This window comes from Paraburkholderia sartisoli, assembly GCF_900107685.1.
Classification (GTDB): Bacteria; Pseudomonadota; Gammaproteobacteria; order Burkholderiales; family Burkholderiaceae; genus Paraburkholderia; species Paraburkholderia sartisoli.
In genome coordinates, this window is sequence record NZ_FNRQ01000001.1 from 297633 (window position 1) to 313614 (window position 15982).

A 15982-nucleotide genomic window follows, 5' to 3' on the forward strand; every position below is an offset into this window, starting at 1 on the left:
GGAAAAAGGCGCGTCATGCGCCTTTTTCTTATTTTGCGTTACAGTCGAAGCGAACTCGATCCACTGACTGACACGTATCGTACGTAACCTGCGCATGCACGGTGCGTTGCCCGATTGCCGATCACCATGCCGAAACCGCCGAAGATTCCGGAGTCTGTCCTTGTCGTCATCCATACGCCGCAACTCGACGTGCTGATCATCGAACGGGTCGACCGGCCGGGTTTCTGGCAATCTGTGACGGGATCGAAGGATCACGCCTGCGAGCCCATCGTCGAGACGGCCATGCGGGAGGTCGGTGAGGAAACGGGTATCGTCGTCGGTTCACCCGCGGTGCCGGCCGGCGCGCTGCTCGACTGGCAGCATCAGATCGAATACGAGATTTACCCGGTGTGGCGTCATCGTTATGCAGAAGGCGTCACGCGCAACGTGGAGCACTGGTTCAGCCTTCAGGTGCCGGGCCGCGTCGAGGTGACGCTCGCACCGCGCGAGCACACCGCTTACGCCTGGTTGCCGTATGAAGAGGCGGCGGCGCGCTGTTTCTCGTCGTCGAACCGGGAAGCCATCCTGCAGCTGCCGACGCGCCTCGCGGCGCGCCTGGGATGACGAGCCTCGCCACGCGGCGTTTCGCGCGGCTCCGCCAGAGTCTTCGCAGCCGGCGTTACTGGCGGCGATACCGCTTCACCACCGGCAACGGTGTCGAGCTCTTTCACTCCGGCAGCGAATACTTCGACACGCTGATCCGTCGCATCGACGCCGCGACACGCGATGTCGCGCTCGAAACCTACATCTTCTGCGACGACGAAGCCGGCCAGACAGTGTCCGCCGCGCTATCGAGAGCCGCGGCGCGGGGCGTGCGGGTACGCGTGATCACCGACGGCATCGGCACCGCGAGGCTCGCGCTTTCCAACGACTGGCCGTCGAACGGCGTCGAACACCGCATTTACAACCCGCATATCTTTGGCCGCTTCGGCTTCTCGCGCACCCACCGCAAGCTCGCGGTGATCGACGACACGTACGCGTACTGCGGCGGCATCAACGTCGTCGACGACCTCGACAACAACGGCGAGCGCCTGCCGTACCCGCGCTGGGATTTCGCGGTCGAACTGAGCGGGCCGGTGGTGACGGACATTCGCGAGGCGTTCGAGGTGCAGTGGCGCCGCATTCGCACCGGCTACAAGCCGGTCGAATCGTCCGGTGTGGACGGCGCGGCGCAGCCCGATCCGGGCCGCGCCGCGCGTTTGCGGATGCGCCGTCACGGGCACGGCGACCCTCGCGGCACCGGGCAGCCATGCGTTGGGTTCGTCGCGCGCGACAACCTCGTCAATCGTCGTGCGATCGAAAAGGCGTATCTGGCCGCGATTGGCCAGGCGCGCACCGAGGTGCTGCTCGCCAATCCGTATTTCATGCCGGGCCGCAAGCTGCGCCGTGCGCTCACGCATGCGGCGCGGCGCGGCGTCGAGGTGCGGCTCGTCATCGGCCGCAAGGAGTTCGCCGCGCTTGATTACGCGGTGCCGTTCCTGTACCGGGCGCTGCTGCGCGCCGGCGTCAAGATCGCCGAATACGAGAAGACGTTGCTGCACGGCAAGGTCGCAGTCGTCGATTCGAGCTGGGGAACGGTGGGTTCGTCGAACCTCGACGCGCTCAGCCTGCTCGTCAACAACGAGGCGAACGTCGTGCTGGTGGCCGATCCCGGGATCCACGACCTGCGCGCCGCGATCCTGACCGCGTTCGACGAGTCGCGCCGCATCGACCTCGCGCGCTACGAAGCGCGTCCGCGCGGCGAGCGCATCCTCAACTGGCTGGCCTACAACACGTATCGGGCGGTCATGAAGGTGCTGACCGTGGGCGGTTACGACTGACACCCGGCGCGCACCCGCCCGGGCATGCCAGGCCATGCGGCCTCATCAGCCCGCTAAAGCCATCGCCGATCCTGTCCAGCGGCCCGGCGCAATCCGGGTGATTCACCTGGATACACCGGCGCGTCGAGCCGGTAAAACTGCCATTAAGCGGCATGAGCGAACAATCCCGAAAATTACGCCTCGTCCGATTGACGGATGCCGCAAAATTGGAGGCCAGTTAGAAACCGGTTTCTAATAAAGTACTTGTTTCACGGACGGTCGTACCCAACAATAGTACGGACGTTCGATTTTCTTTCGATCAAATCAGAACGGTATAAAAGCTATGCGAAAAGGCGAACAGACGCGAGCAGCAATTCTCGACGCAGCACTCGACCTCGCCAGCCGCGACGGACTCGAGGGTTTGACGATCGGCCTTCTGGCCGAGCGCATGCAGATGAGTAAAAGCGGCGTGTTCGCGCATTTTGGGTCGCGCGAGGATTTGCAGGTCGAAGTGGTCAGGGAATATCACCACCGTTTCGAGGAGGAGGTGTTCTTCCCCAGCCTGCGTGAACCGCGCGGGCTGCCGCGTCTGCGGGCGATGATCTCGCGCTGGATAGAGAAGCGCATTCAGGAAGTCACGACTGGATGCATCTATATCAGCGGCGCGGTCGAGTACGACGACCGTGCGGACAACCCGGTGCGCGAGCAACTGGTGCTGAGCGTGAGCATCTGGCGCGCCGCGCTCACGCGAGCCATTTCGCAGGCGAAAGAAGAAGGGCATCTGCGGGCGGACGCCGATCCGCAGCTGATGCTCTTCGAACTGTACAGCCTCACGCTGGGCCTGCATCACGATGCACGCTTCCTGCACCTGCCGGATGCCGTGCGCCTGACGTGGGCCTCGCTGGATAAATTGATCGTTTCGTATCAAAGCAACAGCCACTAGCCGCGCCTCCGGGTCCATCGGGGGGCGTCGGCGTAACAGGTTCAAGTTCAGGTTCAGGTTCTGGACGCTGGCTGGTGGCGACGCTTTAAGCCAACACCTTTGGAGTGGAGAAGAGTCATGGGACAGTACGCCGCGCCGTTGCGCGACATGCAATTCGTGTTGCACGAGCTGCTTAACGTCGAAGCCGAGATCAGGCAGATGCCGAAGCACGCGGATCTCGACGCCGAGACGATCAACCAGGTGCTCGAGGAAGCCGGCAAGTTCTGCTCCGAAGTGCTCTTCCCGCTCAACCAGAGCGGCGACCAGGAAGGCTGCACGTACGTCGGCGACGGCGTCGTGATCACGCCGAAGGGCTTCAAGGAAGCCTACCAGCAGTACGTCGAGGCCGGCTGGCCGGCGCTCGGCTGCGATCCCGAATACGGCGGCCAGGGGCTGCCCGCCTTCGTGAACAACGCGCTCTACGAAATGCTCAATTCGGCGAACCAGGCCTGGACGATGTATCCGGGCCTCTCGCACGGTGCGTACGAATGCCTGCACGCGCACGGCACGCCGGCGCTGCAGCAACTGTATCTGCCGAAGCTGGTGTCCGGCACGTGGACTGGCACGATGTGTCTGACCGAGCCGCATTGCGGCACCGACCTCGGCATCCTGCGCACGAAGGCCGAACCGGACAGCGACGGTTCGTACGCGATCAGCGGCACGAAGATTTTCATCTCGAGCGGCGAACACGACATGGCGGAGAACATCGTCCACCTCGTGCTCGCCCGCCTGCCGGACGCACCGAAGGGCACCCGGGGCATTTCGCTTTTCATCGTGCCGAAGTTCGTGCCGGATGAAGCGGGTGAACCGGGCACGCGCAACAGCGTGAAATGCGGCTCCATCGAACACAAGATGGGCATTCACGGCAACGCAACCTGCGTGATCAATCTCGACAGCGCGAAGGGCTGGCTCGTCGGTGAGCCGAACAAGGGCCTCAACGCGATGTTCGTGATGATGAACGCGGCGCGTCTCGGCGTCGGCATGCAGAGCCTCGGGCTCACCGAGGTCGCGTACCAGAACTCGCTGACGTACGCGAAGGAACGTCTGCAGATGCGTTCGCTGACGGGCCCGAAGGCACCGGAAAAGACCGCCGATCCGATCATCGTGCATCCGGACGTGCGTCGCATGCTGCTCACGCAGAAGGCTTACGCGGAAGGCGCGCGCGCGTTCTCGTACTGGTCGGCGCTGCACATCGACAAGGAGCTGTCGCACGCGGACGAAGCCGTCCGCAAGGAAGCCGCCGATCTCGTCGCGCTGCTCACGCCGATCCTGAAGGCGTTCCTGTCGGACAACGCGTTCGAAGGCACGAACCACGCAATGCAGATCTACGGCGGCCATGGCTTCATCGCTGAATGGGGCATGGAGCAGTACGTGCGCGACGCGCGCATCAACATGATCTACGAAGGCACGAACGCGATCCAGTCGCTCGACCTGCTGGGCCGCAAGGTGCTCGGCGACATGGGCGCGAAGATGAAGACGTTCGGCAAGCTGGTCGCCGGATTCGTCGAGGCCGAAGGCATCAAGCCGGAGATGCAGGAGTTCATCAACCCGCTCGCCGACATCGGCGAAAAGGTGCAGAAGCTCACGATGGAAATCGGCATGAAGGCGATGCAGAATCCGGACGAAGTGGGCGCCGCCGCCGTGCCGTATCTGCGTACCGTCGGCCACCTGGTGTTCTCGTACTTCTGGGCGCGCATGGCACGCATCGCGCTGGATCACGAAGCGTCGGACGATCCGTTCTACAAGGCGAAACTCGCCACCGCGCGCTTCTACTTCGCGAAGCTGCTGCCGGAAACCGCGATGACGATCCGTCAGGCGCGCGCCGGTTCGAAGTCGCTGATGGAAGTCGACGAGTCGCTGTTCTAAACCCATTCCGGCACGCGCCGCGCGCAGCATCACGCAGACCGCGCGGCGCGTTTGCCCTGTCGCGCATTCGCGCGACGGGCGATACCGCATTAACTCTCCGGAGGAACGACGTGAGCAATCTGATCATTCGCAAGGTAGCCGTGCTCGGCGCCGGCGTGATGGGCGCGCAGATCGCCGCGCACCTGATCAACGCCAGGGTGCCCGTGCTGCTGTTCGACCTTCCTGCAAAGGAAGGCCCGAAGAACGCGATCGCGCTGAAAGCGATCGAGAACCTGAAGAAGCTGTCGCCGGCACCGTTCGGCGTCAAGGAAGACGCGCAGTACATCCAGCCCGCGAACTACGACGACGACATCGCGAAGCTCGAAGAATGCGATCTCGTGATCGAAGCGATCGCCGAGCGCATGGACTGGAAGCACGACCTGTACGGGAAGGTGTCGCCGCATATCGCACCGGGCGCGATCTTCGCGACGAACACGTCGGGCCTGTCGATCACGGAACTGTCGAAAGGCTTTTCGGATGAGTTGAAGTCGCGCTTTTGCGGCGTGCATTTTTTCAATCCGCCGCGCTACATGCACCTTGTCGAGCTGATCCCGACTGCGGCCACGCGCCCGGAAATCCTCGACCAGCTCGAATCGTTCCTGACCAGCGTGGTCGGCAAGGGCGTCGTGCGGGCGAAAGACACGCCGAACTTCATCGCGAACCGCGTCGGTGTTTTCTCGATCCTCGCGGTGATCGCCGAAGCGCAAAAGTTCGGCCTGCGTTTCGACGAAGTGGACGATCTGACGGGCAGCCGTCTCGGCCGCGCGAAGTCGGCGACGTTCCGCACCGCCGACGTGGTCGGTCTCGACACGATGGCGCACGTCATCAAGACGATGCAGGACACGCTCACGGACGATCCGTTCTTCGCGGTCTACGAGACGCCCGCGGTGCTCGCCGGACTCGTGAAGCAGGGCGCGCTCGGCCAGAAAACCGGCGCCGGCTTCTACAGGAAGGAAGGCAAGGCGATCAAGGTGCTCGACCCGAAGACGGGCGGGTACGTCGACGGCGGCGCGAAGGCCGACGAAATCATTGGCCGCATCCTGAAGCGTCCGCCGGAAGAACGTCTGAAGCTGCTGCGTGAATCGCAGCATCCACAGGCGCAGTTCCTGTGGGCGATTTTCCGCGACGTGTTCCATTACATCGGCGTGCATCTCGAATCGATCGCGGACAACGCGCGCGACGTCGACCTCGCGATCCGCTGGGGTTTCGGCTGGAATGAAGGCCCGTTCGAAAGCTGGCAGACGGCCGGCTGGAAACAGGTTGCCGGATGGGTGCAGGAAGATATCGCCGCCGGCAAGGCGCTGTCGGACGCGCCGCTGCCGGCGTGGGTGCTGGAAGGGCCGGTTGCGGAAAAGGGTGGCGTGCATACGAACGATGGCTCGTGGTCGCCGGCTTCGAAGTCGTTCGTGCCGCGTTCAACCTTGTCCGTGTACGACAGGCAGGTGTTTCGTGCGCCGCTCGCGGGCGAAACCGCTGCCGACCCGAAGACTTACGGCAAAACGCTGTTCGAAACCGATGCCGTGCGCGCATGGGTCGACGACCGTGCGGGCGAGAACGACGTGCTCATCGTGTCGTTCAAGAGCAAGTTGAACACGATCGGACCGTCGGTGATCGACGGCCTCGTGCAGGCGATCGAGCTCGCCGAAAAAGACTACAAGGGCCTCGTGGTGTGGCAGCCCACGTCGCTGAAGCTCGGCACGCCGGGCGGCCCGTTCTCGGCGGGCGCGAATCTCGAAGAAGCGATGCCCGCGTTCATGATGGGCGGCGCGAAGGGCATCGAGCCGTTCGTGAAGAAGTTCCAGCAGGGCATGTTGCGCGTGAAGTACGCGAGCGTGCCGGTGATTTCCGCCGTGTCGGGCATTGCGCTCGGCGGTGGCTGCGAGCTGGCGCTGCATAGCGCGAAGCGCGTCGCGCATGTCGAAAGCTACATGGGTCTCGTCGAAGTCGGCGTCGGTCTCGTGCCGGCGGGTGGCGGCCTGAAGGAAGCCGCGCTGCGTGCCGCCGAAGCCGCGACGCAAGTGGGCGCGACAACCGACCTGCTGAAGTTCCTGCAGAAGTCGTTCGAAAACGCCGCGATGGCGAAGGTCTCGTCCTCGGCGCTCGACGCGCGCGCGATGGGCTATCTGAAGCCGTCCGACACGATCGTTTTCAACGTATTCGAACTGCTCGACACCGCGAAGAAGGAGGCGCGGGCGCTGTCGGCTTCCGGTTACCGCGCGCCGCTGCGCGTGACGCAGGTGCCGGTCGCGGGACGTTCGGCCATTTCGACGATCAAGGCATCGCTCGTCAACATGCGCGACGGCCGCTTCATCAGCGAGCACGATTACCTGATCGCGAGCCGCATCGCTGAAGCCGTGTGTGGTGGCGACGTCGAAGCGGGCAGCCTCGTCGACGAAGAATGGTTGTTGCAACTCGAGCGCCGTGCGTTCGTCGATCTGCTCGGTACGCAGAAGACGCAGGAACGGATCATGGGGATGTTGCAGACCGGCAAGCCGGTGCGTAACTAACGCGCGACGCGTGCCGACAGCATGGGACCGGAGTAAGTGCTGAAGCACTAACTCCGGTCGACCGCAGATTGCATGGGACCAGAGTAAGTGCTTTGCATGGGACCGGAGTAACGCGCTAAAGCGCGAACTCCAGTCGACAGCTAAAGCACTAACTCTGGTCGACCGCAGATTGCATGGGACCGGAGTAAGTGCTGAAGCACTAACTCCGGTCGACCGCAGATTGCATGGGACCAGAGTAAGCGCTAAAGCGCCAACTCTGGTCGACAAAGGAGTTTGAAAATGGCAAAGCAATTGCAGGACGCATACATCGTCGCCGCGAGCCGCACGCCGATCGGCAAGGCGCCGCGCGGGATGTTCAAGAACACACGCCCGGACGAACTGCTGGTACACGCGATCAGATCGGCCGTGGCGCAGGTGCCGGGCCTCGATACGAACGTGATCGAAGACGCGATCGTCGGCTGTGCGATTCCCGAGGCGGAGCAGGGCCTGAACGTCGCGCGGATGGGCGCGCTGCTGGCCGGCCTGCCGAACACGGTGGGCGGCGTGACGGTGAACCGCTTCTGCGCGTCGGGCCTGACGGCGCTGGCGATGGCGGCGGACCGCATCCGCGTCGGCGAATCGGACGCGATGATCGCCGGCGGCTGCGAATCGATGAGCATGGTGCCGATGATGGGCAACAAGCCGTCGATGTCGCCACATATCTTCGATCGCAATGAAGACATCGGCATCGCCTACGGCATGGGCCTGACCGCGGAGAGGGTCGCCGAGCGCTGGAAGATCAGCCGCGAAGCGCAGGACCAGTTCTCGGTCGAGTCGCATCGTCGCGCGATCGCCGCGCAGCAGGCGGGCGAATTCAACGATGAAATCGCCGCGTACACGATCACCGAACGCTTCCCCGATCTCGCCACCGGCGAAGTGAAGGTGACGACACGCGAAGTCGCGCTCGACGAAGGCCCGCGCGCCGATACGTCGATGGAAGGCCTCGCCAGGTTGCGTACGGTGTTCGCGAACAAGGGGTCGGTCACGGCGGGCAACAGCTCGCAGACGTCGGACGGCGCGGGCGCGCTGATCGTCGTGTCGGAGAAGATGCTGAAGCAATTCAACCTGACGCCGCTCGCCCGTTTCGTCAGCTTCGCGGTGCGCGGCGTGCCGCCGGAAATCATGGGCATCGGTCCGAAGGAAGCGATTCCGGCCGCACTGAAGGCCGCCGGCCTGAAGATCGACGACATGGACTGGATCGAGCTGAACGAAGCGTTCGCCGCGCAGTCGCTCGCGGTGATCCAGGACCTGGGCCTCGATCCGTCGAAGATCAACCCGCTTGGCGGCGCGATCGCGCTGGGTCACCCGCTCGGCGCGACGGGTGCGATCCGCGCGTCGACGGTCGTGCATGGGCTGCGTCGCCGTAACTTCAGATACGGCATGGTGACGATGTGCGTCGGTACGGGGATGGGCGCAGCGGGCATCATCGAACGCCTGTAAGCGCGGACGGCACGGCGCACGGGCAAGACGAAAAGACGAACGGTTCGCGGGTTTCATGGCTTGCGAACCGTTTTTTCCATTCAGGAAATCGAAGCGATAACGAGGAGACGGCGATGGATATTCTGGTCGAGCGCGCAGACGGCGTGCTGACGATTGCCTTTAACCGGCCGGAGCGGAAAAATGCGATCACGGCCGCGATGTACCAGACGATGGCCGACGCGCTCGTTGAGGCGCACAGCGACGCATCCGTGCGCGCGATCCTGATTCGCGGCAGCGTCGGCATTTTCAGCGCCGGCAACGATCTGGAAGATTTCATGAAATCGCCGGCGGGCGGTGAGCATTCGCCGGTGTTCCAGTTCCTGCGCGGCATCAGTTCGGCGGAAAAGCCGGTGGTGGCTTCCGTGGCGGGGCCGGCGATCGGCATCGGCACGACGTTGCTGCTGCATTGCGACCTGGTCTATGCGGCGGAGTCGGCGACGTTCTCGCTGCCGTTCGCGCAACTGGGCCTGTGCCCGGAAGCGGCTTCGTCGTTGCTGTTGCAGCGCGTGGCCGGCTATCAGGGCGCGGCGGAAAAGCTGCTGCTCGGCGAGGCATTCGATGCGAAGGAAGCGCAGCGCATGGGCTTCGTAAACCGCCTGCTGCCCGCAGCCGAGGTGGACGCGTTCGCGAAGGCGCAGGCGCTCAAGCTGGCGTCGCTGCCCGCTTCGTCGCTGCGCGTGACGAAAGCGCTGATGAAGCGCGCCGCGCAGCACGAGATCCAGACGCAGATCGCCGAAGAGGCCGTGCATTTCGGCAAGATGCTGCTCGCGCCGGAAGCGCGCGAGGCGTTCAAGGCGTTCTTCGAGAAGCGCAAGCCGGATTTCCGGCAGTTCGACTGAGCGTCTTCGGGCGACGCGCATGACGGGCGCGGCGGCATGAACTCGCAGCGCCCGTCATGCGAGGATCACCGCGTACCGTATTCGACGTAACCGGATTCGCGGCAAAAGCTCACCAGCCTGAGCTGCGCTTTCTTCGCAATCGCAATCGCAAGCGAAGAAGGCGCGGAAATCGTCGCGAGCATCGGAATGCCGACGCGCGCCGCCTTGCGCACCAGCTCGTAACTCGCGCGGCTCGACAGGAACACGAAGCCGTCCTTCGCATCCGCGCGATCGAGCACCAGTTGCCCGATCAGCTTGTCGAGCGCGTTATGGCGACCGACGTCCTCGAACGCGTAGCGGATCGCGCCTTCTGCATCGCACCATGCGGCCGCGTGCAGGCCGCCCGTCAGTTTCGTCAGCGCCTGATGGGCCGGCAATGCGCGCGCGGCGCATGCAATCGCGTCGGGCGCGAGCCGTGTCAGGAAGCCGGTATCCGGCACCACTTCCGGCTGCAGATCGAGCAGATCGATACTTTCGATCCCGCAGACGCCGCAGCCCGTGCGCCCCGCGAGCGCGCGGCGTTTCTCCTTCAGCGCGACAAACGCCTGCTGCACGACCGTCAGATGCACCTCGGCGTACGGCATCTCGCCGTCGAAGCAGGCCACCTCGATGTCCTGAATGTCGCTGCTGCGCCCGACAATGCCTTCCGAAATCGCGAAGCCGACGGCAAACGCCTCGAGGTCGCGCGGCGTACACATCATCACGGCATGTGAAATGCCGTTGAAAACGAGCGCGACGGGCCATTCCTGACCGACATGATCGGCGAGCGTTTCGACCGACTCTCCCCGATGCCGGCGCACGATCTGCTCGACGGCGCCGGGCTGGCCGGTGGTTTCCAGTTCGTTCAAGCGTCCACTCCTTGAATTGCCGCAAGCGGGATGCGCGGCCGATGCGCCAATGCGTCTCCGGCCCGCGAATAAGGTTCTAAAATACCTCAAGCTGGCACCACGCGTTGCCCGCCACCAACGAGGAAACTGAAATGGGACTCAACGAAGCGCCACTCCTCTTCAACTTCGAAGTTGCTTCATCGGAGAATCTCACCTTTATTCCGATGTCCGTGCGCTTCAATCTCGACCGTTTCGGCCTGCGCATCTCGCTCGCGCAGTGGCAGATGCTGCCGCACGAAGACCGTGCGCTGCTGGCACGTTTTCCGGTCGAGGAAGACGCCGCCATCGAGCCGAATTTCGATCACGCGCTCTTCGAAATGCTGCGCACGCACGCGAATGTCGAGCCGGAGTGGTTCACGCCAGAAGAAACGCCCGCCTGGCGCAACGCCGAAGCAGTGCCGGATGGCGTCGTGCATCAGTCGCTCGTCGCGCGGCTGCGGGCGCCGACGCCCGAGCAATGGGCACGCCTCAATCCGTTCCAGCGTTATGTGCTCGCCAAGCTGTCGCGCAAGCCAGAAGGCAATCACGATTTCATCCCGGCGATGACCGAGTTCGGCATCGCGGCTTCCGGACACGACCTGCGCTGAACGCCCGAAGCGGCAAGGCGGGTCATGGCCGGATATCACGGCCGGGTCGCGGTCATCCGCGCCGGATTATTTCCCGGCCAACCCTCAATCTCCTCCGAAACCGGTCGTTAACCAGAAGTTAGCGCGCAAAAGACCCGCGTTCGTGCCGCCGTACACGGCTGCGAAAAGCAGGCCAGCCCGGGCTTTCCGCCCGCAGAACGACCCGACGTTCGGAACTCATGACTTATCTCTTTTCGAAGCGGCTGCTGATTAATCTGGCAGTCGTCGCCGCGGCCGTCGGCGCGAACGCTTTTGTTGCCTACACGCAGATCTGCGGCCAGCGCGCCGCGGACGAGCGGACCTTGCGCTCGATGAGCGTCAAGCAGGATCTCGATGCCTGGCGGGAAACGCTCGAAGGCGGGCTGGCCGCGCTCGGCCGTTTCGAGGCATCCGGCGCCATCGAGCCCGCCGACGCCGCCACAGGCCGGGCCGTCGAACTCAGCAGACTGGAGGCATCGCTGCGCGCCCGGTTCGACGCCGAGCCGCGTCAGATCGACAGCCTCGGCCGGCTCGTGCCGGCCTCGCGCGGGTTGCAGCGCGGCGTCGACACGGCGCTCGCGCGAGCCGCGCAACCGGGGCTCGATGCTTCGCGGGCGTGGGCGGCAGTCGAATACACGCGCCTCGCCACGCAACTCGACGCGTTCGATTCCGGCCTGACGGCGATGCGTAACGACGAGGACCGGGCGCTGGAGGTCGCGCTCAACGAATCGGCGAAGGCGACCCAGGTCGCGATGCTGTTCCTGTTCGTCACGACGCTCGCCGGCAGCGCGCTCCTGATCTACACGTTCGGCGTGCGCGAGAGCGCCGCGCGCGAAAAGATCCGCATCGTGCGGGCGCTGCGCCGCAATGACGAGCGCTTTCGCGGCCTGTTCGACGCGCATCCGGTGCCGATGTACATCTTCGATCGCGAGACGCTGCGCTTTCTCGCGGTGAACGGCGCGGCCGTGCAGCAGTACGGCTATTCCGAAACCGAATTCCTCGCGATGACGATCCGCGCGATCCGCCCGGTCGCGGAAGTCGCGCGGCTGGAGTCGCATCTGCAGCGCAGCGATGTCGTGCCGGCCAGCGGACGGACGATGGCCGGCGTGTGGCGTCATCGTCGCAAGGACGGCTCGCTGATCAGCGTCGACATTTCGTATCACGCGCTGAGTTTCGCCGGCCGCCCGGCGTTTTTCGTGCTGGCCGACGACGTCACCGAACAGATCAACGCCGAAGCCGAGGCGCAGCGTTCGAACCAGATGCTGGAAACCGTCATCGACAACATTCCGCAGCGCATCTTCTGGAAGGATCGCGAATCGCGCTATCTCGGCTGCAACATGGCGTTCGCGCGCGACGCCGGGCTGGCCTGGCCGGAGCAGGTGATCGGCAAGACGGACTTCGACATGCCGTGGCGCGAACTCGCGCCGGACATACGTATGCACGACGCGGAAGTGATCGCGTCGAGCGTGCCGAAGATGAACTTCGAGTTCGATCTTGTGCTCGACGGCGTGCATCGCACGACCGTCACGAGCAAGCTGCCGTTCACCGACAGCGACGGCAGCGTGATCGGCGTGCTCGGCTCGTACACGGACGTCACCGAGCGCAAGCGTTCGGATCTCGCGCTGCGCCTGCAAAGCCGTGCGCTCGACGCGAGCGTGAACGCGATCCTGATCACCGGGCCGGCGGAAACCGGCAACCTGATCGAATATGTGAACCCCGCGTTCAAGCGCATCACGGGCTACGATCCGGCCGAGGTGCTGGGCCAGGATTGCCGCCTGCTGCAGCGTGACGACCGCGATCAGGAAGGGCTCGCCGCGATTCGCCAGGGGCTCGCCGCCAATCGCGAGGTGAGCGCCGTGCTGCGCAATTACCGCAAGGACGGCGCGCTCTTCTGGAACCAGCTGTTCATCGCGCCGGTGCCGAACGCCGACGGCCAGACGACGCACCACATCGGCGTCATCAACGACGTGACCGAACTGATCCGCTATCAGGAGCAGCTCGAATACCAGGCGAATTACGACAGCCTCACGCGCCTGCCGAACCGCAACCTGCTGCGCGACCGGCTGCAACACGCGCTGATCGCCGCGCAGCGTCGCGAGCGGGGCGTGGCGGTGGTGTTCATCGATCTCGACGGCTTCAAGAACGTGAACGACAGCCTCGGACACAGCGTCGGCGACCGGCTGCTCGGCGTGGTCGCGGAGCGGCTCGCGCGTTGCGCGCGGGCGAGCGACACGGTCGCGCGTCACGGCGGCGACGAGTTCGTGATCGTGATGACCGACACCGTCGACGAACAGTTTCTGATTGCGTGGATGGAGCGCGTGCGCGCGTTGATCTCGGAGCCGGTCTGGCTCGACGGCACCGAACTGTATGTGGGCTGCAGCCTGGGCGCGAGCCTCTTCCCGCAGGACGGGCACGATGCCGAAACGCTGATGAAAAAGGCCGACCTCGCGATGTACCGCGCGAAGGAGATGGGCCGCAACACGTTCCAGTTCTTCCAGCCGGAGATGAACGCGAACGCGAGCGCGCGGATGAACCTCGAGCGGCATTTGCGGCGCGCGCTGCGCGACGGCGAATTCCTGCTGCATTACCAGCCGCAGGTGGATATCGCGAGCGGGCGGATTGTCGGGATGGAAGCGCTCGTGCGCTGGCTCGATCCGGAAGCCGGGCTGGTGTCGCCGGCATCGTTCATTCCGGTGGCGGAAGAAAGCGGGCTGATCGGGCCGCTGTCGGAATGGGTGCTCCACGAGGCGTGCCGCCAGAACAAGGCGTGGCAGGACGCGGGCTTGCCGCCGGCGCGCGTGTCGGTGAACCTGTCGGCGCGGCAATTCGAGCAGCGCGACATCGCGGTGCTCGTCAAGCAGGTGCTCGCGCAGACGGGGCTCGAACCGAAGTATCTCGAACTCGAACTGACCGAGAGCACGATCATGCGCAACGCCGAGGACGCCGTGACGATGCTCACCGAACTGCACGCGCTGGGCATCGGTCTCGCCATCGACGACTTCGGCACCGGTTATTCGAGCCTGAGCTATCTGAAGCGTTTCCCGGTTGACCGCCTGAAGATCGACCGCTCGTTCGTGTCGGATATCGGCGCATCGAGCGACGATGAGGCGATCACGTCAGCGATCATCGCGCTCGCGCACTCGCTGAAACTGCAGGTAATCGCGGAGGGCGTGGAGACGTCGGCGCAACTCGACTTCCTGCGCGAGCGTGCCTGCGACGAAATGCAGGGCTTCTATTTCGCGAAGCCGATGCCGCACGAGGCGGTTCCGGCGTTGTTGCGGCAGGAGGCGGCGCAGGAGGTGGCAGGCACCTAGATGTTCCCGCCAGCATCTTCGCCGCTTCTATATCAGTTGCGCCTGGTGCGCATAGGCAAACCATGTGATTGCCAGCATCAGTGCGCTGGAGCCGATAGCGAAAGCCATCACTGCGCGCACTGTTCGTGCTGCGGATTCCCCGGCGGAAAATGCAGGAAGGACGGCCCAGACAATGGGCACAACCAGATAGACGCAAAGTGACCCTAGCCTGAACCATGGCGGACAGGATTCCCTGCATAGATAGACACCGGTCGATTTCTCGATCGCAACCGGTATAAGGTCGAACAGGCACCCGATCAGCAGTCCGATCATGCTGCCCGCAACCACCACGACAGTGCGGCGCATCATTTGATCTCGAAGAAAAGAATGACCTTCGAGTTTCGAAGATCCGAGTACATCGGTATCCATGGGTTCTGGATATTCAGCCTGAATCGCATGAATGTTTCGATAGTCCCGAAAAAGCCGTTGCTCGTCAGTCTGCTGCCATTCCAGAGATCGATATGGCCACCTGATGCTGACTCTTCCGATTCACCGTCGCGGCGCCAGTAGCCGCCAAAAAATATGATACCGGTGCGTCTTGCGACTGCGCGCTGCCAGTCCGCGCCGCTGATGTTTTCGGGCCTGGCTGGCAGGCCGGCGAAAGGCTTGAGACTGAGCCACTGAGCCAGTTCGTCGGCGCGGGTTGCCGTGGGTTTGCCGTTGAGGACGATCCGTCCGATGCCTGTTTTTCCCGCAGCCGGCTTTACCACTTTCGACGAAAAGGACTTCATGTCAATTCCGGCACGGTGCAGTGTGACGCTCATTCGAATTGCGCACTGGTTCGAATAAGCACCTGTCGGATCGTCATAGGGATTTCCTGTTGCATAGTTGTCCCATAGTTGCTGAAACATAACAGGCTGCACTTGCAGGCTGAGAACGGAGCCTGGTGTCGAGTTGGTCCTGACCGTGTGGCGGCCGGCTGCGGGCACATGCTGCGGCATGGTCAAACCCTTGCAAGGGCTTCGTCACCCCAGAAAATCTCGTACATTCCTGGCCCTTCGGTTGCGATACGCGGCAACTGACCGTTCGAATCCAGTTGTCCGCCGAAACGTCGGCCATCTTTAGTTTGAACAAGGAAGGGCAAGCCAGCCAGATCACGACCATGGATTGACCGCGAGAGCTGTACCTGCTCGTCGAACAGTCCCACTTCACCGGCAAATCCGGTCTCCACGGGAGACTTTGCGTAGCCCAGGGCAACGAGTTCCTCATGAGTGAAACGGTGTTTCACGTTCGTCATGGAAGCAATGAGTTGCGGCTTCGGGTCACACCTGCACATGCAGAGATCGCCTTCGAGGGCATCTTTCCTGCCGTGGAGCGAGTTGTTGTGATGTGGTCCGACACAAAGGATGCGTCCCGTCGTTTTGCACGCCGGGCAATAGACTTCGTCGCCCTCCAGGGCCAGTGCCTTCTCTTTGTTTGTCATCCGCATATCGGCCGCGCCGACGATATAGCCACCTGTCGTCGTCTTGTCGCCCTGAACGCAGTTGTGTCGCTCCATAGGAACCTCCG

Annotated in this window: 13 protein-coding genes; 9 read left to right on the top strand and 4 right to left on the bottom strand. The window is 63.7% G+C overall.

The window, feature by feature from the left end:
- Positions 1-126: 126 nt before the first annotated feature.
- From nudB to BLV45_RS01435, 7 genes are all read left to right on the top strand, one after another.
- The gene (gene nudB, locus BLV45_RS01405; RefSeq protein ID WP_090530928.1) at positions 127-603 is read left to right on the top strand and encodes a dihydroneopterin triphosphate diphosphatase; all 477 of its coding nucleotides are present in this window, start codon (positions 127-129) and stop codon (positions 601-603) included.
- Positions 600-1859, top strand: coding sequence for a phospholipase D-like domain-containing protein (locus BLV45_RS01410; RefSeq protein WP_090527903.1), 1260 nt, complete (start codon positions 600-602; stop codon positions 1857-1859). Before nudB ends, BLV45_RS01410 begins: the two co-directional genes overlap by 4 nt.
- A gap of 322 nt (positions 1860-2181) precedes the next feature.
- Entirely contained in the window at positions 2182-2781 is a 600-nt protein-coding gene (locus BLV45_RS01415; protein WP_090527906.1) for a TetR/AcrR family transcriptional regulator, read from the top strand.
- Positions 2782-2898: 117 nt separating this feature from the next.
- Positions 2899-4686, top strand: a complete 1788-nt coding sequence (locus BLV45_RS01420) for an acyl-CoA dehydrogenase C-terminal domain-containing protein (protein ID WP_090527909.1) — start codon at positions 2899-2901, stop codon at positions 4684-4686.
- A 110-nt stretch (positions 4687-4796) separates the two neighbouring features.
- Positions 4797-7232, top strand: a complete 2436-nt coding sequence (locus BLV45_RS01425) for a 3-hydroxyacyl-CoA dehydrogenase/enoyl-CoA hydratase family protein (RefSeq protein ID WP_090527913.1) — start codon at positions 4797-4799, stop codon at positions 7230-7232.
- Between the two features lie 279 nt (positions 7233-7511).
- On the top strand, positions 7512-8711 hold the full coding sequence (locus tag BLV45_RS01430) for an acetyl-CoA C-acyltransferase (RefSeq protein WP_090527916.1): 1200 nt from the start codon (positions 7512-7514) through the stop codon (positions 8709-8711).
- A 113-nt stretch (positions 8712-8824) separates the two neighbouring features.
- Complete coding sequence (locus tag BLV45_RS01435) at positions 8825-9589, top strand: enoyl-CoA hydratase (RefSeq protein ID WP_090527919.1); 765 nt, start codon at positions 8825-8827, stop codon at positions 9587-9589.
- Positions 9590-9654: 65 nt separating this feature from the next.
- Here BLV45_RS01435 and fdhD read toward each other — a convergent pair whose 3' ends face one another.
- Positions 9655-10476, bottom strand: a complete 822-nt coding sequence (gene fdhD, locus BLV45_RS01440; protein ID WP_090527922.1) for a formate dehydrogenase accessory sulfurtransferase FdhD — start codon at positions 10474-10476, stop codon at positions 9655-9657.
- A gap of 131 nt (positions 10477-10607) precedes the next feature.
- Between fdhD and BLV45_RS01445 the strand changes: the two genes are divergently transcribed.
- Positions 10608-11102, top strand: coding sequence for a nitrate reductase associated protein (locus BLV45_RS01445; protein WP_090527925.1), 495 nt, complete (start codon positions 10608-10610; stop codon positions 11100-11102).
- Between the two features lie 218 nt (positions 11103-11320).
- Complete coding sequence (locus BLV45_RS01450) at positions 11321-14434, top strand: sensor domain-containing protein (RefSeq protein ID WP_090527928.1); 3114 nt, start codon at positions 11321-11323, stop codon at positions 14432-14434.
- A 27-nt stretch (positions 14435-14461) separates the two neighbouring features.
- On the opposite strand, the gene BLV45_RS01455 is transcribed toward BLV45_RS01450, so the two are convergent.
- From BLV45_RS01455 to BLV45_RS01465, 3 genes are all read right to left on the bottom strand, one after another.
- Complete coding sequence (locus BLV45_RS01455) at positions 14462-14782, bottom strand: hypothetical protein (protein WP_090527931.1); 321 nt, start codon at positions 14780-14782, stop codon at positions 14462-14464.
- Entirely contained in the window at positions 14779-15324 is a 546-nt protein-coding gene (locus BLV45_RS01460; RefSeq protein ID WP_245753091.1) for a type VI secretion system amidase effector protein Tae4, read from the bottom strand. Before BLV45_RS01460 ends, BLV45_RS01455 begins: the two co-directional genes overlap by 4 nt.
- 92 nt (positions 15325-15416) lie before the next feature.
- On the bottom strand, positions 15417-15971 hold the full coding sequence (locus BLV45_RS01465; protein ID WP_090527938.1) for a PAAR domain-containing protein: 555 nt from the start codon (positions 15969-15971) through the stop codon (positions 15417-15419).
- Positions 15972-15982: the final 11 nt, after the last annotated feature.